This window comes from Psychrobacter fjordensis, assembly GCF_904845995.1.
Lineage (GTDB): Bacteria > Pseudomonadota > Gammaproteobacteria > Pseudomonadales > Moraxellaceae > Psychrobacter > Psychrobacter fjordensis.
The window spans coordinates 98,854-116,037 of the sequence record NZ_CAJGYP010000001.1 but is presented as its reverse complement, the minus strand read 5'-3'; the positions used below and the strand labels follow the sequence as shown (position 1 = coordinate 116,037).

Genomic DNA, 17,184 nt, shown 5'->3' with positions numbered 1-17,184 from the left:
CAATCAAAACGTGCCTGTTAGTAATATATTTTCAGAGGGTGTTAATTGCTTCAAATATTGCAGTTAATAGGCTGTTTTGCTTGATTTTAATAGTACTCGGAACCCCCTAAATCGGCAAATTTGTGCTAAAATAGTTTCTTTATTTTACTATCAAAAATATCATCATTTTCCCAGTATTTTTCACGCTTTATAGTGTTGCTGTGCCCGTTGTATTTATTGGTTTTTATCAATATTTATGGGCGCTAATAATCTATCTATAAAGCCTGCAAAATTAATAGCGTGGATATGAGTGAAGGAGTGTATATGAGCGAGTCGGTCAGTCCTATTGGCATCGTAGATGAACTGAAGCAGTCCTATCTGGATTATGCGATGAGCGTGATTGTCTCGCGTGCGCTACCTGATGTACGTGATGGGTTCAAACCTGTCCATCGCCGCGTAATGTATGCCATGCATGTGCTATCTAATGACTACAATAAGCCATACAAGAAGTCAGCACGTGTGGTCGGTGATGTCATCGGTAAGTACCATCCGCATGGTGACAGCGCTGTATATGATGCGATCGTCCGTATGGCGCAGGATTTCAGCTTGCGTTATCCGATGGTTGATGGTCAAGGTAACTTTGGCTCGATCGATGATGATCCTCCGGCAGCCATGCGTTATACCGAAGTACGTATGACCAAACTGACCCACCAGATGCTTGCTGATTTGGACAAAGACACGGTCGATTGGGAAGACAACTACGACGGCTCTGAGCGCATGCCAAGCGTCATGCCAGCGCGTATTCCTAACCTGTTGGTCAATGGTGCAACGGGTATTGCTGTCGGCATGGCGACCAACATGGCGCCACATAACTTGACCGAAGTGATTAATGCGTGTTTGGCGTATGCCGAAAACCCGCAAGTATCAGCTGAAGAGCTGATGTCACATATCTCAGGTCCTGACTTTCCTACGGGCGGTATCATCTATGGCCGTGCCGGTATCTTAGATGCCTATCGCACAGGTAAAGGCCGTTTGCACATCCGTGGTCGTTATCATATCGAGCCGATGAGCAATGCTGGCGTCAACCGTGATCGCGAGCGTATCGTATTCACAGAAGTACCTTATCAAGCCAATAAAGCCAAACTGATTGAGCGTATCGCAGAACTCGTACGTGATAAAAAAATCGAAGGCATTAGCGAAATTCGTGATGAGTCTGACAAAGACGGTATGCGTATCGCTATTGACTTGCGCCGCGGTGAGACTGCTGAAGTTATTGTTAATAACCTGTTTCTACAAACGCCACTCGAGTCTAGCTTTAGTATCAATATGGTCGCGCTAGATAACGGTCAGCCAAAGATATTGACCTTGCGTCAGTTGATTGCTGCATTTGTCCGTCATCGTCAAGAAGTGGTGACACGTCGTACTATTTACGAATTGAACAAAGCGCGCGTCCGTGGTCATTTGCTTGAAGGCTTAACCGTTGCACTGGCCAATATCGACGAAATTATTGCGACAATTAAAGCATCGGCAAACCGTGGCTTGGCACGTGAAAGCTTATTGAATAATACGTGGGGCTCAGGCAGCGTCGTTGCTATGCTTACCGCTGCTGGCAGTCAGTCAGTGCGTCCTGAGTTTATCGAAGGCGAAGATCCTAAAGCGCCATTTGGTCTGATCGAAGGCGAAGAGCGTTATCGCTTGTCTCTTGAGCAGGTCAATGCCATTTTAGATATGCAGTTGCATCGTCTGACTGGTCTTGAGCAAGACAAATTAACTGAAGAATACCAAGACCTATTGCGTGAGATTGCGCATTTAGAATCTATCTTAGGTGATTTCGATAAGTTAATGACCATTATCTCTAATGAGATGATTGAGATTCGTGATAACTTTGGTGATGAGCGCCGTACGGATATTATTGACTCACGTACTGACTTCAGCCGTGAAGACCTCATTCCAGAGCAAACGGTCGTGATGACAGTGTCACGTACGGGTTATGCTAAGACTCAGCCAATTGACGATTATGTCGCGCAAAAACGTGGCGGTAAAGGCAAGTCAGCAACGGCAATGAAAGAAGATGATGTGATTGATCATTTAGTCGTGACATCCACTCACTCTACCGTATTGTGCTTCACGGATAGTGGGCGCGTCTTTAGCTTACGTGGTTTTGAAGTGCCTATCGCCAGCCGCGGTGCACGTGGTCGTCCGTTGGTCAATCTAATCGGCTTAAATGGTGATGAAACCGTTACGACGATATTACCGATTCCAAAAATCGTAGAGGACACATCGGTCACAGGTGAGATATCAGACGCAGATATCTTAATAGATAGTGATGATGACTCATTAGAGGGCAGCAACCAAGCAGAGGCGCCTTTTGTCTTCTTTGCAACGGCCAATGGTACCGTGAAACGCGTAGAGCTCAAGCAGTTTGCAAATATTCGCTCGAACGGTCTTATTGCAGTTGGTCTAGAAGACGGCGATAAACTGGTCAGCGCTCGTATCACTGATGGTAGCCAAGAAGTCATGTTGTTTGCCTCAAGTGGTAAAGCCATTCGTTTTGATGAGAATGACGCTCGTGCGATGGGCCGTACTGCGAAAGGCGTCCGTGGTATGCGTCTGGCTACTGATGAATTTATCAAATCATTAGTCGTTATCGAAGATGATGTACGTGAAATTCTGATTGCTTGTGAAAATGGCTTTGGTAAACGTACACTCATTGATGAGTTCAACACACAAAATCGTGGCGGTGGCGGTGTTATCGCTATCAAAACCAGTGAGCGTAATGGTGCGCTGGTTCGTGCCACTAAGGTTGATCCTGAAGATGACATCATCTTAATCTCTGACAAAGGCACGTTAGTTCGTACGCCAGTTGAGCATGTGGCCAGTTCTGGTCGTAATACTCAAGGTGTCACGCTGATTCGTCTGTCAAAAGATGAAAAGCTGGTCGCTATGGCACGTGTTGAGCACCAAGAAGGCGATGATGAGCTTATCGATGCCATGAAAGAAGATGGTACGTTCGATGTAGAAGGTCAAGAGCAGATAGATATTGATGCGGCGACTGGTGCGGCGACTGGTGATGCAGTGTCAACCGACGTCAGTGATGTTATTGATATTGCAAACAGTGATGAATTAGACGGCGAGTAAGTGCCTCAGTAGTTAGCTTTTTGATCTAGTCTTATATGATTGTTCTAGAAAAGCCTCTGACGTTATCGTCGGAGGCTTTTTTGTTTTTCTGAGGATTATTAATTTTGAGGTCTGCTGTTAGCTCTTAAGTTATATAAACCTCAGCTTCTATAATTTTTTATAAATTACGCCCATAAAGTTATATTTTTAAGGCTGTTGTTATGCTTACGACCAATCAAACCTTTCAAGGTACCCTTGCATCGATATCATCGAGCTTTTTATTCGCGATGATGTTTTTGTTCGGGCTTTTTATGCTGCCTCTAACTGGCACACAAGTAGCGTCATGGCGTGTGTTGATGATGCTGTTGAGTCTGATGTTACTAGTCAGTTTTACCAAGCAGTGGCAGCATGTTTTTGACTATATAAAGACGCTCAAGACGATTAAAGAATGGTTAATATTTATATTACCCGCACCAATTTTGGGTGGACAGATTTGGTTGTTTATGTGGGCACCGGTTAACGGCTTTGGTTTGGATGTCACTTTGGGCTACTTTCTATTGCCGCTAGTGATGATAGTACTGGGTCGGTTTTTTTATCATGAGTATATGAGTGCGTTGCAGTGGGCGGCAGCACTATTTGCCGCGATGGGTATTGGTTATGATATATTCCAATATGGGTCGATATCTTGGGTGACGCTGTTTGTATGCTTGGGTTATCCACCGTACTATCTACTACGGCGTACACTGTCTGTGCCACCAGTGACGGGGCTGTTGTTTGATTTGACGTTGCTCACGCCAGTGGTACTCACCATGCTATATTTTAGTGGTGGCTTTAGTGTGGCAACACAGGACATGAAATTTTGGTATCTATTACCATTACTTGGTGCTTTTAGTGCGCTTGCGATGTCATTGACAATGATTGCTAGTAGTAAGCTGCCCGTGTCATTATTTGGGGCATTAAGCTATGTAGAGCCTATGCTGCTATTTGTGTTATCTATTACTGTTCTCAGCCAAAGTCTTGAGGAGGGCGGCTCTCTCTTTATGTACGGCATGATTACGCTTGCGCTACTGGTTATGATGGCTGATAGTGCAACAGGCTATATGGTTCGTCGCCGTGATGATCATTTGCATGGTTATAGAGAACCGCAAATAGGGGGCTTTCCTCCACGGCGTCATTTTATCAATCAGCGCATCGATGGCGTGCTAACAGCACATCGTTTTCGTAAGAAACGCCGCTATCAAAAAAAGATGAATAAGATACAGCAAAAAATAGAGAAACTTGATTTAAAATAATCAGTTAGGTGCATTTAATTGACTCAATGAAGAAGTTGAGTCAATAGGTGAACACTGGTATTGCTTATCTGTTTTGACTTTGACATAATGCCGACCATGATGTAAGCACCATACATTTAAAGCGTTTATCTTAGATTGCGCGACGACCTTATTTGCAAAAGCCTCAGACGTTCTCGTCTGAGGCTTTTGTTTTTTTTTAAAATTGCCAAGGATGTGCACCAATCGTTAAAGGCCGCTGCCATGATGACTACTAACCAAACCTCGCAGGGTACAATCACTGCCGTGGCTGCAAATTTTTTGTATTCACTGCTGTTCTTATTTGGCTTACTACTGCAACCATTATCAGGCACACAGGTTGCGTCGTGGCGCGTGCTGACGATGTTTTTTAGCTTGGTGTTGCTAGTCACTTTACTAAAGCAGTGGCAGCATATTTTTGATTATCTAAAAACACTAAAAAACGCGAAAGAGTGGTTTTTATTCATACTACCCACACCGATTTTAGGTGCGCAAATCTGGATATTCATGTGGGCACCTGTCAATGGCTTGGGGCTGGAAGTAACGTTAGGCTACTTCTTATATCCGATGCTTATGATTGTGGTTGGTCGCTTCTTCTATAATGAAGACATGAGCCTACTCCAGTGGGTTGCCATCGGATGTGCAGGCTTTGGTATTGCTTATGATATCTTTCAATATGGTGCTATTTCTTGGGCGACGTTGTTTGTCTGCTTGGGTTACCCACCTTATTATTTATTGCGTCGTTATTTGGCAGTGCCGCCCATCACTGGTCTTATATCGGATCTTGTATTGCTGTTACCAGTCGTATTGGTTGCGCTGTATATGAATGGTGGCTTTGAAGTAGCGATAACCAACCATAAACTGTGGTATCTGTTGCCTTTACTTGGCATTATTAGTACCGCTGCGATGTCGTTGACGATGATAGCGAGTCGGAAATTGCCAGTCTCGTTGTTTGGTACTTTATGCTACCTTGAGCCGATATTCTTGTTTATATTTTCCATTGCTATTTTGGATCATAATGTCGAAGAAGGCTCGATGCTGATGTACAGCATGATTTTTGTCGCATTGCTTATTATGATTGCGGATAGTGCACTTGGTTATATGGCACGCAAACGTGACGACCGACTACATGGCTACAATGAGCCACAAGTGGGTAGCTTCCCTCCGCGCCGTCGTCTCAAAAATCGCCGTATTAAAGGCGTATTAGCCGCGCATCGGTTTCGTAAAATTAAAAAGTATCAGCAAAAAATAGATAAGATGACACGCAAAATCGAAGCATTGCATTTAAAGTAAACATTGCTAGTGGTCGTAGGTTGAGTCTGACTTGGCGGGCTATATCTTTTGGCATAACGCGATACAGTTTCTGTGTCAAAGATGAGGTAATTACGCTATTATCAAGAGCAGTGCTGCCAGACTTAGATAAATGCAGCACACCCTATATAAAATATTACTGCTCATTCACACTATAACTAGGATGGTTTATGTTGCATCTTCATCATTTAGCAAACTCACGCTCGTTCCGTATTTTATGGCTGTTAGAAGAGTTGAACATCGATTACAACTTGACGAGCTATGAGCGTAATAAAGCATATCGCGCGCCAGAAAGTCTAAAAAAAGTGCACCCACTTGGCAACGTACCAATACTAGAGGTGAACGATCGCGCGCTGATTGAGTCAGGATTTATCATTGAATATCTACTCAAGCATTATGATAAGGAGCAGCAGTTTAAACCTGCCGATGACAACGAAGCAGCATGGGAAGCTTATACTTTTTGGTTACATTTTGCTGAGTCATCACTGATGCCACTGCTAGTAATGCGTTTGGTATTCACCAAAGTGGTTCAACAGTCCCCAATGCTGATCAGGCCCATTAGTAAAAAAATACAGGGTCAAGTCGAAAAAAACATGATCAGCAGCGGTCTAGAAAAAATGCTGTATATGATCGAGCAGCGCTTGCAAGATAATCATTGGTTTGCAGGCAGTGAGTTCAGTGCGGCCGATATCCAGATGCACCTTGCGATTGCTGGGGCCAATGCGGGTGCAGGATTGGACAGCCGCAAATATGCCAATATTCTGAACTGGCTAAAACGATGTGAAGAGCGTGATGCCTTTAAACGTGCAGAAGCCAAAGGCGGTCGTTTGCAGTTTTAGACGAGCTATATTTAATCAATGATAAATAACTAATTTGATAGTAAAATGAAAGGTTTTGTTTATTTATAGACAAAACCTTTTTTAGGATTACAAATGACAGATTCGAATAAATTAAACACCAAAAAAATTGATACAGACAACACTGCTGACTCTCAAATTGATAGAGCCGCTGTGAATAGCCAGCAAGTCTCTATCAAATCTTGGTCGCAGAAAATTTTGGTTGTAATACTATGCGCAGCGAGCTTTTATGGTGGTTGGAAATCTTATGAGTCCAATATGGTCAATGAGTGTACGGCCAATGGTGGGCAGATGGTTGAAGCGCAAAAAACTATGATGTGCCAATTGTCATAGTAGATAAGTATCATAGCGAATAAATATCATGTGTAAGAGAGGTAATCTATGTTGAGGTTGACTTTTTTGGGTACCTCTGCCGGTGTGCCGACCAAACAGCGTAATGTGACCGCACTAGCGATCGAATGTCTGAATGCGCATGGTGCTCAGCCAAATGGTCAGTCACGGGCTGCCAATCACAATAATCAGAATAAAAAGTCGCGCCCATGGCTGCTGATAGATTGCGGTGAAGGGACGCAGCAGCAACTGTTACATATCAAACTCTCTTTGCATCAGCTCGCCGCCATCTGTATCACTCATGTGCATGGTGATCATTGCTATGGCCTGCCAGGTCTATTAGCGAGTGCAGCCATGTCAGGACGCCGCGAGCCATTGACGCTCATTGCACCAAGAGCCATCGCGACATTACTTGAAGCCATTACCTTAACCACGGAATTGTATTTACCCTTTGCTCTCAATTTTGTAGCGATTGAAGAAGTGCTGTCTGAGCAAGGTAACACCAATAAGGTCAATATTCGCTTAAGCGACCAGCATCAGCTTGATATAGATATCATTCCACTATCACATCGGGTCGCATCTCATGCCTTTGGTATCACGCAGACCATTCATCGTCGTACGCTTGATACAGATAAACTGCTGGCAGAAGGCATTCCTGCAAGTGCACTGTGGGGTAAATTGCAGCAAGGTCACGATGTCATCACTGAAGAGGGTCAGCAATTATGTGCAGTAGATTATGTCAATGATGATCTATCACGAACGCGAGTAGTGGTGGCTGGTGATAACGATACGCCAGCGTGTCTCACGGCTGCACTGATTGATACGGATTTATTGGTGCATGAAGCAACGTATACACATGAGGTACTGACTAAGATTCAAGCCAAAAATCCAGAGTTTGATCCGATGCATAGTAGTGCGCAATTGGTGGCAGATTTTGTGGAAAAAAGTGGCGTAAATAATCTAATATTGACGCACTTTAGCGCGCGTTATCAGGGTTTTGATAATCCTAATAGCAAGACACCAAATATGGCATACATTCGTTTAGATGCTGAGAGCGTTTACAAAGGCAATCTATGGCTGGCGGCAGATTTTGACCAATATATGGTCGATGGCGCAGTTGAGTCGGTAAGCAATCAAAAGGACAGTCAAGAGAAGAACCGCGTGCAGTATATAGGCTCTGCACGCAGTGATTAGACATGGCTTAGGGCTTACTGTCTTCAATTTCCAATTGCGTTATACCGCTCCAGTATCGACTGAACTGGTAAGCAACTCGTCCTGAGCGACCACCACGTTCAGAGGCCCAACGTAGCGCATCCTTTTTGATCTTGTCAGGCATGGTCTGACTTTCCAAAGCATTCTTAGCATCGCTATCCATATCAGCTGAAATTTTCTGCTGCTCTAAATTCAGATAATGCTGAACGATATGCAGATAAGTCTGCTGATCCATAGGATGGAAAGTGAGTGATAAACCGAATCTATCTGACAATGACACGGTTTCATCAATGGCTTCATAAGGATTGACTTCATCCGTCTGACCATTGTAGATATTAATATTGTCTTTCATCATTTGCGGTAGCAGGCGACGGCGATTACTGGTGGCATAGACCAGTAGCTTGTCTTGCTCAGAGTCTAGCGAGCCATCAAGCACGCTCTTTAGCGTACGATAGCTTTCATCTTGACCGTCAAATGCAAGATCATCACAGTATACGATGTAGCGGCAATTAGAATCTGCTGGTAGGGCATTAATGGCAGCGCGAATCTTATCTAATATTTGCAGATCATCGCGAGCAACTTCAATAATACGCAAGCCTTCACTATGATGGGCTTGAAGCAAAGCGCGAATTAATGATGATTTACCGGCACCGCGTGTCCCCGACATTAAGACGTGATTGGCAGGATAACCCTTAATAAACTGACGGGTGTTTTGTACCAGTTTAGACTTTTGCGTATCGATACCATGCAAGTCATCTAAGCTCAAAAACAAGTTGACCGACAAAGGCTCTAAATTACCAGTGCGTCCACCAACCCAGCGATAAGCAAGTTGGTTCGGATCGATTTCAATCGTCGGTGTAACCTGCTCTTTTAAGTACTGACTGAGTAAGTCTAACAAAGGTGCGGGTAGGGCATAAGTAGGCTGATTAGAGGGCGTGGTTGGGATTATTGGTTGTGACATAGTGGCTCTAGTAATTAAGGTTGTTTTTAATACCATACCCAAAAATATCATTAACGTGGCTAAACTTTTGGCGCCTACTGAGCGTAGTATTAGGGTGTGTCATCAATTAGCACATCAATACATTTAGTGGCCTTAAAATGGCTAAATTTTGCTAAACATCGTCAGAAATTTTGTCAATATGTTCGTATTAACGGCAATTTCTTTCTTGTTTATCTACAATTTTTCTCATTTTAAGTCTCACAATCTAATTGATAACACGCCCTAGTCAAAATTATTCGCGCTATTATTATTTTTGGAAATGATACGAACGGGAAGGCAGTGATCTCACCCTATTATGAGAAACAATACCATGGGAAATAGTGCCAGTAATTTATTTACTATACAAGTGTTGCAGAGACAATCTCAGCAATTATTGCCCATTATTACGCAAGAGTTAGTCGCACAACATTTTAGTGAGATAGTACACCAGCGGATTGCTCAGCAAAGCACAGAACAAACGCAAAATATCGAAAATACTTCTTATCAAGGATTCACGCGCGCCCAACATCCGCAGTTTGGTCAAGTCATGATTAAATGGCAGTTGAGTGCTGATTCTTATCCTATCTCTCCCGATTTAGCTCATGAAGCAGACGTTTTAGCTGCTGTAAATACTTCATTGAAAATCAAAGATAATGCTATCGCACCGCCACTATTGGCGCATCATTGCGTAAACGTTCAGATACCAGAACAGCCTCAAAAGCTGATAATCATCGTTATACCTTATTACTCTAACGGTAGCTTGGCGAGTCAATTGGATGTGCGAAAATATCTATCACTAATAATGTCACAAAAGCATCATTTCATCACCCAATCAGCACATTTGATAGCCAACTTGCATCATGCTGGCTGGCTGCATAATGATATTAAGCCTAGCAATATTTTGCTGGATACTTCTTGCGATAGCTCCTTGCTGAATAGTGCAGATAATAGCAGCATAATGCCGAATTTATTATTGACTGATTTTGCTCTAGCACAACGTATAACTTTAGCCTATAGCCAATTAAATGCTGCTGGTACACCCGCATATCTCGCACCTGAGCGCTGGCAAGGGCAGCGTGCAACGGTGCAAAGTGATATCTATGCGTTTGGCGTCATGATGGTTGAAATACTGACAGGCAAGCGACCGTTTCAGGTAAGTAGCAATAGCAATGATAAACTGAAAGCGTGGGCTATTGAGCATTGCCAGCAACCTATTCCAAAGTTACCATTAGAATATAGTTACTATCAATGTATGATCAATAAGGCATTGGCGAAGCGGATAGAGAGACGGTATCAGAGTATGGAGGATATTTTGAAGGATTTAATGTCATTAGACAATCGCTAAGTTTATGATTTAATTTTCAAAAAGTGATTGTTTGTAGTATGTACATGTTACCTAGTCGTTGTTTTTTATGTTTGAATGGATATTCAGGCTCATTTTAAGCTCAGTCGCTATAAACTAATTTGGGTTTCCGTATTTCATTACAATGTTTTATTACAATACAGTGAGAATATCATGGCTAAAGTACTTATCATTACCGGTGATTTTGTTGAAGACTATGAAAACATGGTGCCGTTCCAAGCGCTACTAGCGATGGGACATGAGGTTGATGCGGTCTGCCCAGATAAAGTGGCAGGTGATAGCATCGCGACCTCCATACACGACTTTGAAGGTGACCAAACTTATACCGAAAAACGCGGTCATAACTTTGTCCTTAACGCGTCTTTTGCTGATATCAATGTCGCAGATTACGATGCGTTGTATTTACCAGGTGGACGTGCGCCAGAATATTTGCGTTTGAATGCTAAGGTCATTGCAATGATTCAGCATTTCGCAAATACTAATAAACCGATTGCATCGGTTTGCCATGGACCACAAATGCTGACGGCTGCTGGCGTATTAAAGGGTAAAAAAGTATCTGCTTATCCTTCGTGTCAGCCAGAAATAGAAATGGCGGGCGCTGAGTATGTCAAGTTACCTATGGATGGCGCTATTACAGATGGTCAACTGGTAACGGCTCCTGCATGGCCTGCCCACCCAGCTATGCTGAAGCAGTTTGTTGCCTTGCTATAAGCTTTAATTAGTGTCGAGAGAGGATATTATATGTGTCAACTTTTTATCAGGGCTGACGACAGCTTGTGGAGCTCTAAAACCAAATCACTTCGAATTCAGGGAGTAGTCACCTCAATTCGTTTAGAAGTGTTTTTTTGGGATATATTAGAAGAGTTGTCATTTCGGGATCAAATGACGGTGAATCAGCTGATCACTAAGCTATACCTAGAATCTCTCGATGCTGATCATGATATTGGCAATTTCACCTCTTTTTTAAGAGTTTGTTGTTCTCGCTATTTATCCTTAATAGCCGATGGCGATCTTTCTCGCGAAACAGCATTACCTTTAGAAAAAGTCGATGCAAAAAATATCATTGAACGTGAAACCTTTCGTAAAAAACAACGTAGTGCCTTATTCAATGATAGTGAGGGAAATCCATCTGTTCATTAGGCTAAGGTATTTCCTCAATTCAAACGATAGTTATCTAGCTGGGCTAAATTTTGCCAAATAGCTAGCCAATATCTCGATATTATCAGCATTGTTTTCTCGTTTGACGACAATTTATCTTATTTCCATCCTCATTTCTGAAATTAGGACACACCCTAGTTATGCCTATAGCAAGTGCATAATCATATTCAGACAGCAAGTTCTTCTACTGGTTTTGGTAACCAATATCTATACTTAAAAGCTTTTATTAAGAAACCCTTATTTAAAATCTTGTATTAAAGAATATTACGCTTGTGATGCATGATTGGGGTTCTATATTGCAAATATCTGATTCTAAAGTTGCCATCAAAATGATAGTCATTATCAATGTATGATTGATAAGGCATTGGCGAAGCGTGTAGAGAGGAAATGTCAGAGTATGATGGATGTATTAACTGCCTCAAATGTTATACTGGATAGTATAATTTATTTTTTAACAGTATTTAACAATACTTAACAGTACTAATACTTTAAGGGGTTTTTAGAGTCGGATAATGAAGTATAGATTCTTTATTAACTCTCATTGTTAGCCTGTTTTTTAACTGTATAGTCAGTTCAATACAAAAAATAGTTATCCAGACGAGGACGAAATTTTTGTCAATTTTGTCTGCATAGGCACAGCCTGAAATAAAAACTTAACTCGGTCGCGTGTCATATAAAATGCATCTATTTTATTTAGAATTGACTATACCAATCAAGAGTATGTTGATTATAAACAAAGGAGTTTTATATGAAAGCAGCACGTTTTTATGATAAAGGTGATATTCGTATTGAAGATATTCCAGAGCCTACAGTAGAACCAGGCACAGTTGGTATTGATGTCGCATGGTGTGGTATTTGTGGTACTGATTTGCATGAGTTTATGGAAGGCCCTATCTTTATTCCGCCGTGTGGTCATCCTCATCCTATTTCAGGCGAGTCGGCACCCATTACGATGGGGCATGAGTTCTCAGGGGTTGTGTATGCCGTTGGTGAGGGTATTAATGATATTGAAGTCGGTCAGCATGTAGTGGTCGAACCATATATCATCTCTGATGATGTACCAACAGGCCTTGGTGACGATTATCACTTATCAAAAGACATGAACTTTATTGGTTTGGGTGGTCGTGGTGGTGGTTTGTCTGAAAAAATTGCTGTGAAACGCCGCTGGGTACATCCTATCGCCAATAATATTCCATTAGATCAAGCTGCTTTGATTGAGCCGTTGGCTGTTGGCTATCACGCGTATATGCGTAGTGGTGCTAAAGCAGGTGATGTGGCATTGGTTGGTGGCGGTGGCCCTATTGGTCTATTATTATCTGCGGTGCTAAAAGCCAAAGGTATCACTGTAATTCTGACGGAGCTAAGTGTTAAGCGTAAAGAGAAAGCCAAAGAAAGCGGGGTTGCTGATTATATATTAGATCCTACAGAAGTTGATTTGAAAAAAGAAGTCATGAGCATCACTGATAATCGCGGTGTGGATGTGGCCTTTGAATGTACTAGTGTGAATAAGGTGTTGGATTCATTGGTTGAGCTGAGTAAACCGACTGGTGTGGTCGTGATTGTTTCTATTTGGAGCCACCCAGCTACTATAAACGTACATAGTGTGGTGATGAAAGAGCTTGATGTACGTGGCACGATTGGCTACGTGAACAATCATAAAGATACAATCCAACTGGTTGAAGATGGTTTGGTCAATCTTGAGCCATTTATTACTCAGCGCATCGCTTTAGATGATCTGATATCCAAAGGCTTTGAGACACTGATTCATAACAATGAATCAGCAGTAAAAATCATCGTCAATCCAAATCTATAATCGTTGTATATCGCCAGTGAGTCAGTACTATACCTTTGATATGATTCCCGCTAATTAGCGGGGGTTTTTTATACAAATTCCAGACGTAAAAAAACCTGCTAAAAGCAGGCTTTGATATTTGGTCTAAGATGTACTATCCGAAAATGGTGGGGCTGGAGAGACTCGAACTCTCACACCTTGCGGCGCCAGAACCTAAATCTGGTGCGTCTACCAATTCCGCCACAGCCCCATTTTCCGTTACTCTATCATTATTAGCGTTTAAAATCAAACACAATATAGACAGTTAACTGATTCGGTAGTGCGTCTCAGTGGTTGGCTATTATATAGAGTTTGAATAGTTTGGCAACCCCTATTTGCAATTATTTTTAATTAATTAACGTTTTTTTTGTCTAAATATTATAAGTAATTGATATTAATATTATTTTTTATTGGGATTTTTACGTCCTTATTCAAGATTTCTTTGCACTTCTGATGCTGTGACATCTAATTGCTGCAATTTACGGGTCAATGTATTGCGTCCCCAACCGAGTAAGTTGGCAGCAGCTATCTTTTTGCCACCGCTATGGTTGAGTGCAGCTGTCAGTAGAACACGCTCAAACTCAGGTGTGGCTGTCTGCAAAATATCCGTTTCTCCGGTTTGCAAAGATTGTGTGGCCCAAATAGCCAGTGCTTGCTGCCAACTTGTCGTGTTAGAGGTCAGCTGACTTTGTGGAATATGGTCTTGGCTATTCGTATCCTCACTATACAAATCTTGTTCTAGATGTGGCTCTAGATTAGAAGGGATGTTTTCGAGCAGCTCTGGTGGCAAGTCCTCCGCCATGACCGTGTCGCCAGTCGCCATCACGGTCAACCATAGGCAGACGTTTTCAAGCTGACGCACATTACCGCGCCACTCAAAAGACTGCATGATCTGCACGGCCATCGGATGTAGCTGCTTGGGTGCAGTATCCATTTGTTCGGCAGCACGCTTCATAAAGTAAGTTGCTAGTGCAGGGATGTCTTCGCGTCGTGTCCGTAATGGCGGAAGGGGTAAGCGAATCACGTTAAGGCGATAAAATAAATCCTCGCGGAATTTACCTTGCTTAACCAGTTCTTCTAAATTTTGGTGAGTAGCAGCAATGATGCGCACATTTACTTTAATGGGTTGCTGACCACCTACACGATAAAACTCTCCATTGGCGAGTACGCGTAGCAGTCGTGTTTGAGTGCTAAACGGCATGTCACCGATTTCATCCAGAAACAATGTCCCACCATCAGCTTGTTCGAAACGCCCTGGTCTGGTCGTCGTCGCACCAGTGAAGGCACCTTTTGCATGACCGAATAACTCAGACTCAATCAGATCGTGCGGAATGGCTGCCATATTGAGTGCAATAAAAGGCTGCTGGTGACGCGGAGAATGCTGATGTAAGGCACTGGCGACCAATTCTTTTCCTGTCCCTGATTCACCTGTGATTAAAACAGTAATAGGTGAGTGTGCCAATCTGCCAATAGCACGAAATACTGTTTGCATGGCTTGTGATTGACCAATAATGCCACTAGGATTGTCATTCGCGCTAGTGTCTACTTTGACATCAGCTTTAAGTTTGGGGTTTTTACTGACTTTGCTGACCGTATTAGCCTGATTAATAGGTTTGGGTTTATTGTCAGACTTTGTCTTAATATTCGCTGTTATATCAGCCGTTACTTTCGCTTCAGATGTATTAGATTTAGTTGCCTTACTCTCGATCACCAGATTAGGTTGGTAGTTAATCGCTTTATAGATTGTGGCAACGGCATCATCTAGATCGAATGGTTTGGGTAGATATTCAAATGCACCTGTTTGATAACTATTGATAGCAGAGGTGAGGTCAGAGTGAGCAGTCATGATGACAATAGGCAGCTTAGGAAAGTGCTGATGTACCCAGTCGCTAAAGGACAACCCATCCATCATCGGCATACGAATATCAGTCAATATCACATCGGGTAACTGCGCGACCGACTCAGTTTCTTGCAAGATATCATTAAGGCGTCCCCATGCTGCTTGCGCTTGGGTAAAGCTAATAACCGTAAGCCCTGCATCCTCAAAAGTATCTGCTAACACCATTCTTAATGCGGCATCATCATCGATCAGCCATAACGTTGCTGGGTCAACATTGGGATTATTATTGACTGTTACTTTTATGCTTGGTTCACTTGGCAGTGGCTCGGCTACCGTTTGATTATCGCTTTTAGGTTTGTGTTTTTCGCTATATTCAGTCATGTATTAGGCCTAATGAGCAATGAGTTAGTTCAGGATTGTAATATCGTATTTGTGATTTAATCGTTTTTAGTAATACCTATTGTTTACACTGCAATCATTGGTTAGTGAAATGGCAGGTAAAGTGTAAAGCGTGTCTGCTGCTGGCCTTGTACCTGTGTGGAGCTGACATCAATCATACCACGATGATGGCTGATGATATCTTGCACAATAGATAATCCTAGACCAGTCCCTGCAGCACGGCTGGTTACCATTGGGAAAAATATTTGTCCAATCAATTCTGGATCAATCCCTGATCCATTATCGGTAATGTTTACTTGTAAGACTTGTTTGTGCTGGTGTCCAATAATGGTATGCTGAAAGGCGACCCGCGTTTGGATATGTAGGGTTGGCTGGTAATTTATATGGCCATCACTGTCAGTCTCTGAATCGGTAGATTGCAACTTTTTGGCTTCCGATAGCTCTTGCTGTTGCAGCGTCTGTTCGAACTCAGTCATGGACTCACAAGCATTATTAATCAGGTTTAAAAATACTTGAATTAATTGGTCTTTATCAGCGCATAGCTCAGGCAACGATAAATCATAATCTCGCTGTAGCGTCAATTGCGGGTACTGGTTGATGACTAATGACAGTACATGCTCTAGTGGTTCATGGATGTTCAGAGTTTGCCAGTTTGGCAGCTGATTAGATCCGAGGAACTGTCCTACCAAATGGGTTAAGCGATCCGTCTCTGAAATAATGATATCGGTATAGCCACGTAGTTTTTCGGTGGTCTTTTGTAGTTCGTCATTGTGATTCGAACCAGAGTTTTTGCTGCTTATAGAAGTCGAAGGCTCTCTGTTAAGAGTAGCGTCATCGCTGAATTTGATAAATTTTCGTTGTAATAGTTGTGCAGCACCGCGAATGCCAGCCAGCGGGTTTTTTATCTCATGGGCGACTGAGCGTAGCATATGACGTGCCACACCATATTGCTGCTGCTGACGTTGCTCTTCTGATATGCGACTTTGGCGATCTTTGCCCCACATTTCGATGATAAAATACGTCTTCTGCTCGTAGATGAGCGGCGTCACGCTATAATCGACTGAAAATGATAAATTACCATTCAGTTGCGTATTTATGATGTGGTCATGATCAATGAATGGTTGCTGATATTGTCTTGCGAGCTCAAACCTTTCAGCTAAAGAGCAGTTTTGCTCATAGACTTCGTCACTATTGATGGTAGTGCTGTCTTTGGGTTTTAACTCTTCGGGTGCGAGTAATGACAATATAGGTTGCTTGAGCAGTCTGCCACTACTGATAGCCAGTAGTTGTTCGGCTTGAGCGTTTAGCCAAGTGATACAAAGATCTTCATTGACCCACAAGATGGCTGTGAACAAATGCTGTGAGATGAATGCCAAATCAGGTGTCGATTTTGCGGTTGTCAAATGGGTTGTCATGGGTCGGCGCCTACAAAAAAATACTCAATATAATATTTAACCATAAATCAACACTATAGAGCGGCAAAACTGGCGATTTTTGCAAA

General features: G+C 42.6%; 13 protein-coding genes and 1 tRNA gene. 10 read left to right on the top strand and 4 right to left on the bottom strand.

Translation table 11 applies throughout. From position 1 onward, the window contains the following. The first annotated feature begins 303 nt into the window (after window positions 1-303). The 6 genes from gyrA to JMW61_RS00405 all read left to right on the top strand — a co-directional run bounded on the left by gyrA (window position 304) and on the right by JMW61_RS00405 (window position 8,095). Window positions 304-3,117 carry a DNA gyrase subunit A gene (gene gyrA, locus JMW61_RS00430; protein WP_201548437.1) on the top strand — a complete coding sequence of 938 codons (2,814 nt, stop codon included), beginning with the start codon at window positions 304-306 and terminating at the stop codon, window positions 3,115-3,117. Between the two features lie 200 nt (window positions 3,118-3,317). Continuing rightward, window positions 3,318-4,388, top strand: coding sequence for an EamA family transporter RarD (rarD, locus tag JMW61_RS00425; RefSeq protein WP_201548435.1), 1,071 nt, complete (start codon window positions 3,318-3,320; stop codon window positions 4,386-4,388). 240 nt (window positions 4,389-4,628) lie between these two features. After that, window positions 4,629-5,696 carry an EamA family transporter RarD gene (gene rarD / locus JMW61_RS00420; protein WP_201548433.1) on the top strand — a complete coding sequence of 356 codons (1,068 nt, stop codon included), beginning with the start codon at window positions 4,629-4,631 and terminating at the stop codon, window positions 5,694-5,696. A 188-nt stretch (window positions 5,697-5,884) separates the two neighbouring features. Continuing rightward, window positions 5,885-6,553 (top strand): glutathione S-transferase, encoded by a 669-nt coding sequence (locus tag JMW61_RS00415; RefSeq protein ID WP_201548430.1) that lies wholly within the window; start codon window positions 5,885-5,887, stop codon window positions 6,551-6,553. 93 nt (window positions 6,554-6,646) lie between these two features. After that, window positions 6,647-6,904 (top strand): hypothetical protein, encoded by a 258-nt coding sequence (locus JMW61_RS00410; RefSeq protein ID WP_197100739.1) that lies wholly within the window; start codon window positions 6,647-6,649, stop codon window positions 6,902-6,904. Window positions 6,905-6,970: 66 nt separating this feature from the next. After that, a complete protein-coding gene (locus JMW61_RS00405) occupies window positions 6,971-8,095 on the top strand; it encodes a ribonuclease Z (RefSeq protein WP_406947797.1) in 1,125 nt (374 codons plus the stop codon). A gap of 7 nt (window positions 8,096-8,102) precedes the next feature. Here JMW61_RS00405 and JMW61_RS00400 read toward each other — a convergent pair whose 3' ends face one another. Next, a complete protein-coding gene (locus JMW61_RS00400) occupies window positions 8,103-9,074 on the bottom strand; it encodes an ATP-binding protein (RefSeq protein ID WP_201548426.1) in 972 nt (323 codons plus the stop codon). 334 nt (window positions 9,075-9,408) lie between these two features. Between JMW61_RS00400 and JMW61_RS00395 the strand changes: the two genes are divergently transcribed. The 4 genes from JMW61_RS00395 (at window position 9,409) to JMW61_RS00380 (ending at window position 13,426) form a co-directional block, all read left to right on the top strand. Next, window positions 9,409-10,437: a serine/threonine protein kinase gene (locus tag JMW61_RS00395; protein ID WP_201548424.1), complete on the top strand. Its 1,029-nt coding sequence runs from the start codon at window positions 9,409-9,411 to the stop codon at window positions 10,435-10,437. Window positions 10,438-10,605: 168 nt separating this feature from the next. Continuing rightward, complete coding sequence (locus tag JMW61_RS00390) at window positions 10,606-11,166, top strand: DJ-1/PfpI family protein (RefSeq protein ID WP_320158102.1); 561 nt, start codon at window positions 10,606-10,608, stop codon at window positions 11,164-11,166. Window positions 11,167-11,196: 30 nt separating this feature from the next. Beyond that, the gene (locus tag JMW61_RS00385; RefSeq protein ID WP_201548420.1) at window positions 11,197-11,595 is read left to right on the top strand and encodes a ribbon-helix-helix domain-containing protein; all 399 of its coding nucleotides are present in this window, start codon (window positions 11,197-11,199) and stop codon (window positions 11,593-11,595) included. A gap of 766 nt (window positions 11,596-12,361) precedes the next feature. Next, the gene (locus JMW61_RS00380) at window positions 12,362-13,426 is read left to right on the top strand and encodes a 2,3-butanediol dehydrogenase (RefSeq protein ID WP_201548418.1); all 1,065 of its coding nucleotides are present in this window, start codon (window positions 12,362-12,364) and stop codon (window positions 13,424-13,426) included. 144 nt (window positions 13,427-13,570) lie between these two features. On the opposite strand, the gene JMW61_RS00375 is transcribed toward JMW61_RS00380, so the two are convergent. The 3 genes from JMW61_RS00375 to JMW61_RS00365 all read right to left on the bottom strand — a co-directional run bounded on the left by JMW61_RS00375 (window position 13,571) and on the right by JMW61_RS00365 (window position 17,098). Next, window positions 13,571-13,655: transfer RNA gene (locus JMW61_RS00375), tRNA-Leu, on the bottom strand. 216 nt (window positions 13,656-13,871) lie between these two features. After that, window positions 13,872-15,665 (bottom strand): sigma 54-interacting transcriptional regulator, encoded by a 1,794-nt coding sequence (locus JMW61_RS00370; RefSeq protein ID WP_201548415.1) that lies wholly within the window; start codon window positions 15,663-15,665, stop codon window positions 13,872-13,874. A 101-nt stretch (window positions 15,666-15,766) separates the two neighbouring features. Next, window positions 15,767-17,098: a two-component system sensor histidine kinase NtrB gene (locus JMW61_RS00365; protein WP_194196959.1), complete on the bottom strand. Its 1,332-nt coding sequence runs from the start codon at window positions 17,096-17,098 to the stop codon at window positions 15,767-15,769. Window positions 17,099-17,184 lie beyond the last annotated feature (86 nt).

Excerpts from the sequence above, each read along its gene's own strand:
- JMW61_RS00385 (WP_201548420.1), top strand. The coding sequence starts at position 11,197 with ATGTGTCAACTTTTTATCAGGGCTGACGACAGCTTGTGGAGCTCTAAA.
- JMW61_RS00410 (WP_197100739.1), top strand. The coding sequence starts at position 6,647 with ATGACAGATTCGAATAAATTAAACACCAAAAAAATTGATACAGACAAC.
- JMW61_RS00395 (WP_201548424.1), top strand. The coding sequence starts at position 9,409 with ATGAGAAACAATACCATGGGAAATAGTGCCAGTAATTTATTTACTATA.
- rarD (WP_201548433.1), top strand. The coding sequence starts at position 4,629 with ATGATGACTACTAACCAAACCTCGCAGGGTACAATCACTGCCGTGGCT.
- rarD (WP_201548435.1), top strand. The coding sequence starts at position 3,318 with ATGCTTACGACCAATCAAACCTTTCAAGGTACCCTTGCATCGATATCA.
- JMW61_RS00380 (WP_201548418.1), top strand. The coding sequence starts at position 12,362 with ATGAAAGCAGCACGTTTTTATGATAAAGGTGATATTCGTATTGAAGAT.
- JMW61_RS00370 (WP_201548415.1), bottom strand. The coding sequence starts at position 15,665 with ATGACTGAATATAGCGAAAAACACAAACCTAAAAGCGATAATCAAACG.
- JMW61_RS00365 (WP_194196959.1), bottom strand. The coding sequence starts at position 17,098 with ATGACAACCCATTTGACAACCGCAAAATCGACACCTGATTTGGCATTC.
- JMW61_RS00415 (WP_201548430.1), top strand. The coding sequence starts at position 5,885 with ATGTTGCATCTTCATCATTTAGCAAACTCACGCTCGTTCCGTATTTTA.
- JMW61_RS00400 (WP_201548426.1), bottom strand. The coding sequence starts at position 9,074 with ATGTCACAACCAATAATCCCAACCACGCCCTCTAATCAGCCTACTTAT.
- gyrA (WP_201548437.1), top strand. The coding sequence starts at position 304 with ATGAGCGAGTCGGTCAGTCCTATTGGCATCGTAGATGAACTGAAGCAG.